General features: G+C 68.5%; 4 protein-coding genes. All 4 read right to left on the bottom strand.

Annotation, left to right across the window (positions count from 1 at the left end):
* On the bottom strand, positions 1–492 hold a 492-nt coding region (locus AC5RW2_RS40905), incomplete at its 3' end, for a cupin domain-containing protein (RefSeq protein WP_494075286.1).
* The gene (locus AC5RW2_RS40900) at positions 489–1,802 is read right to left on the bottom strand and encodes a DUF6986 family protein (protein ID WP_494032410.1); all 1,314 of its coding nucleotides are present in this window, start codon (positions 1,800–1,802) and stop codon (positions 489–491) included. The genes AC5RW2_RS40905 and AC5RW2_RS40900, both read right to left, overlap by 4 nt.
* Positions 1,803–1,828: 26 nt before the next feature.
* Entirely contained in the window at positions 1,829–3,427 is a 1,599-nt protein-coding gene (gene aceB, locus AC5RW2_RS40895) for a malate synthase A (protein WP_494032409.1), read from the bottom strand.
* Between the two features lie 37 nt (positions 3,428–3,464).
* Positions 3,465–4,180: NAD(P)-dependent malic enzyme (locus AC5RW2_RS40890; RefSeq protein WP_494075285.1), on the bottom strand; the 716-nt coding region annotated here is incomplete at its 5' end.

The raw sequence follows: 4,180 nt of genomic DNA, 5'->3' as shown, positions 1-4,180 counted from the left end.
GGCCTTCGGCGGCGATGTCGTCGCTGTGGTGACGAAGGACTTGGCCGTATAGCCCTCCAGCGGCTCGTAGGCCTTGCGGACCCAGTGGAAACTGGCGGCCTCGCCGCCGTCGTTCTTGACCGACCAGTCCGCACCGGCGGCGAGGTAGGCGTACCCGCCCGCTTCCAGCGTGTGCTGCTCGCCTTCCAGGGTCAGCATCAGCTGGCCCTTGGTCAGGAAGATGACGCCTTCGACGCCGGCCTCCGGCTCCGGCTTCTGGCTTCCCCCGCCGGGGGCCACCTCCACGATCAGCTGAGCGAACGTCGTCGCAAATCCGGCGATCGGCCGGGCGATGATCCAGGACCGGGTATTCGTCCAGCCCGGCAGGTTGCTGGTGACGATGTCCCGCAGCACGCCCTTCGGGATGACGGTGTAGGCCTGCTTGACGACCGCGCGGTCGGTGAGCAGGTTGGTCTGCGGCGGCAGGCCGCCTTCGGGTGAGAAGTAGCTCATTGCTGTTCCTTGGGGTTGCTGTGAAGGTTGGGATGCGCCAGCTGCTGCAGCTGAGCCAGGGAGATGCCGGCCTGTTCCTGGACCTCCGCGGCGCTGACCGCGCCGCAGAGCACGCCGCGGTTGACGAAGCGGGCCAGTGCCCGGGCGGTGGCAGGCTCGTCCATGATGCCGCTGGCGCTGCGGTGCACGTAGTTGCGCAGCCGGACTGCCCCGGCCGGCAGGCCCTCGCGGTAGAACGCGTAGGTGGCGATGAAGCGCGTGGGCAGCTGCGCGGCATGCAGGTCCCAGCCCTGGTAGTAGCCGTTCTCCAGCGAGCGCCGCACCAGCCGGGCGTGCAGCTGCCAGGCGGCCAGCACTTCCTCGGCCGTACCCACCGGAATGATGTTGGTGGAGCCGTCGGAGAGGCGGATGCCGGTACCCGCCACGGCGACTTGCATGACCTGTTTGGCGAAGTCCGCCGCGGGGTGCTCCATGGACTGGTAGGCCGCGGCGATCTGCAGTGAGTCGCTGTAGTCGTAGGTGCCGTAGTGCAGCGCGGTGATCCGGCCATCGCCCCGGTGCGGGAGCTGGGCTGCCGGCACGGAGCCGTCCGCGCCGAGGATCAGCTGCGGGGTTTCCATTTGCACCTCGAAGCGCAGCCGGCGCTCCGGCAGGCCGTGGGCCTGCTCCAACTGGAGGCAGGCGGAAACCATCGCCTCTACCTGGGCCACCGTGGTGACCTTCGGCAGCGTCAGCACCAGGCTGGCCGGCAGCGGATCCGCGGCCCCCGTCCGGTCCGCATCCCGGCCCAGCCGGACGAGCGTGGATACGAAGAGGTCCAGCGTCCGCAGGCCCCGGCGGCGGGTCGGTGCTTCGAAGGACTTGAAGCGGATGCCGATAAAGGGCGGCGCCATGCCGTGTGCCACGGCGTCGGCAACCTGCTCGGCGGCCCGGACGGCGTCGGCGTCCTCTTCCTCGTCCGGGCGGTTGCCGTAGCCGTCCTCGAAGTCCAGCCGCAGGTCCTCGATCGGCTCGGAGGCGAGCTTGGCCGCCACCTTCGGCGCGACCTGCTCGGCGAGCGCCTCGCTCAGGCCCAGGAGCCGGCTCAGCTTGGTGAAACCGCCGTACTCGGTGACCGCCGCCGTCGCCTCCTGCCCCCAGTGCAGCGGCAGCGACGGGCGGTACCGGTCCGCCGGCACATAGACCGTGTGCACCGGCTGGCGGGTGCCGTCGTCGCCCTTGTAGGCACGGGCGAGCAGGCGGTCCGTGTCAGCCAACTGCGCGTCGAAGGCTGCGAGGTCGAAGGTGCCGCCGGCAACCTCCTCCTGCACCGGGTTCCCTTCCTTAACCGGGCTCACTAGGCCACCAGCTTGTAGGCCGGGGTGGTGAGGAAGTCCGTGTACTCCTCGGAGAGGCAAATATCCGCGATGATCCGGGCTGCCGGCTCGTAGAACTTCGTGAAGTCCTCCTCGCCGACCTCGGAGCGCAGCTTCTCGGTCTCCTCCTTAAGCAGACGTTCCACCAGGTCGCGGGTCACCGTGTTGCCGGTGTCCGTAAGCTTGACCTGATTGCGGATCTGCTGCCAGACCTGCGAGCGGGAGATCTCCGCGGTGGCGGCGTCCTCCATCAGGTTGTGGATGGCGACCGCCCCGTTGCCGGAGAGCCAGACAGCCGTGTAGGCGACGGCGACATAGAGGTTGCCGCGCAGGCCCGCCTCGGTGACCTCGCCGGGCGCGGAGGCGACGTCGATCAACTGGGCCGCGGTGACTTCGACGTCGTCGCGCTTGCGGTCCACTTGGTTCGGCTTGGGGCCCAGGACGCCGTCGAACACTTCCTGGCAGATCGGGACCAGGTCCGGGTGCGCTACCCAGGAGCCGTCGAAGCCGTCGTTCGCCTCGCGGGTCTTGTCCGCGCGGACCTTGGCGAATGCCTCCTCGGTGATCTGCGGCTCACGGCGGTTCGGAATGAACGCGGCCATACCGCCCATGGCGAAGGCGTTGCGGGCGTGGCAGGTCTTGACCAGCAGTTCGGTGTAGGCCCGCATGAACGGCGCGGTCATGGACACGGCGGCCCGGTCCGGGAGGATGAATTCGCTGCCGGCGTCGCGGAAGTACTTGATGATGCTGAACAGGTAGTCCCATCGGCCGGCGTTGAGGCCGGAGGCGTGGTCGCGCAGTTCGTAGAGGATCTCATCCATCTCAAACGCGGCCGGGATAGTTTCGATCAGCATCGTGGCGCGGATGGACCCCTGCGGGACGCCGAGCTCGTCCTGGGCGAAAACGAAGATATCGTTCCAGAGGCGCGCCTCCAGGTGGCTCTCCATCTTCGGCAGGTAGTAGTACGGGCCGTGGCCGTTCTCCAACAGCTGCTTGGCGTTGTGGAAGAAGTGCAGGCCGAAGTCCACCAGGGCGCCGATGGCAGGCTTGCCGTTGTAGTGGATGTGGTTCTCATCCATGTGCCAGCCGCGCGGGCGGGTGACGACGACGGCGAGCGGGGCGTCCGTGCGCAGTGCGTAGACCTTGCCCTCCGGGGAGGTGTAGCGCAGCCGGCCGCGGGCGGCGTCGAACAGGGACAGCTGGCCGTCGATCACGTTGTGCCAGGACGGGCTGCTGGCGTCCTCGAGGTCGGCAAGCCACACCTTGGCGCCGGAGTTGAGGGCGTTGATGGCCATCTTGGCCGGGGTGGCCGGACCGGTAATTTCGACGCGGCGGTCCTGCAGCGCGGCCGGCGCCGGGGCGACGGTCCAGTCACCGGCACGCACATCGGCGGTTTCCGGCAGGAAGTCCAGCTTGCCAGTCCGGGCCACCTCGGTGCGCTTGGCCGCGCGGGCCTCCAGGCGGGCGCCGCGCTCGGCGGCGAAACGGTCGTGCAGCTTTTCGACGAAGGCGAGCGCCTCCGGAGTGAGGATCTCGGCGGCCCGGTCGAAGGGCAGCGGAGCGGTGATGTCCAAGGTCATGGCATTGTCCTTTCTGAAGTCGTGAAGTTCCGGGGGTTCAGGCGCTCGCGGCCGCGGCAACGGCGGCGGCCACGGCCGGGGCTACCTGCGGATCGAACACGCTGGGGATGATGAAGCTGGCGTTCAGCTCCTCGTCGGAAACGCAGGCTGCGATGGCGTCCGCCGCCGTTCCCAGCATCTCAGGGGAGATGTCCGCGACGCCAGCATCCAGCAGGCCGCGGAAGAATCCGGGGAAGGCCAGCACGTTGTTGATCTGGTTCGGGAAGTCGCTGCGTCCGGTGGCGACGACCGCGGCATGCTTGGCCGCGAGCACCGGGGCGATTTCGGGGTCCGGGTTGGCCATGGCGAAGACGATGGCGTCCTTGGCCATGGTGGCCACGTGCGTGTCATCCATAATGTTCGGACCGCTGACGCCGATGAAGACGTCGGCATCCACCAGCGCTTCGTGCAGGGTGCCGCTGAAGCCGTCCGGGTTGGTGTTGTCCGCGATCCATTTGCGGTGCGGATCGGTGTACTCGCCGCCGGCGTGGATGGCCCCCTGGCGGTCGCAGGCGACGATGTTCGCCGCACCGCGGCTCTGGAGCAGCTGGACGATGGCGGAGCCGGCGGCGCCGACGCCGGAGACCACGATCCGGATTGCTTCGATCTTCTTGTCCACCACGCGCAGCGCGTTGTGCAGGGCCGCCAGGGTCACGATCGCGGTACCGTGCTGGTCGTCGTGGAACACCGGGATGTCCAGTTCCTGGAGCAGCC

The sequence above is a fragment of the Arthrobacter sp. B0316-1-20 genome (assembly GCF_059091865.1).
The sequence above is the reverse complement of the archived record's forward strand: the minus strand, read 5'-3'. Positions and strand labels throughout refer to the sequence as shown.

Coding starts and splice junctions, on each gene's coding strand:
- aceB (WP_494032409.1), bottom strand. CDS start 3,427: ATGACCTTGGACATCACCGCTCCGCTGCCCTTCGACCGGGCCGCCGAG.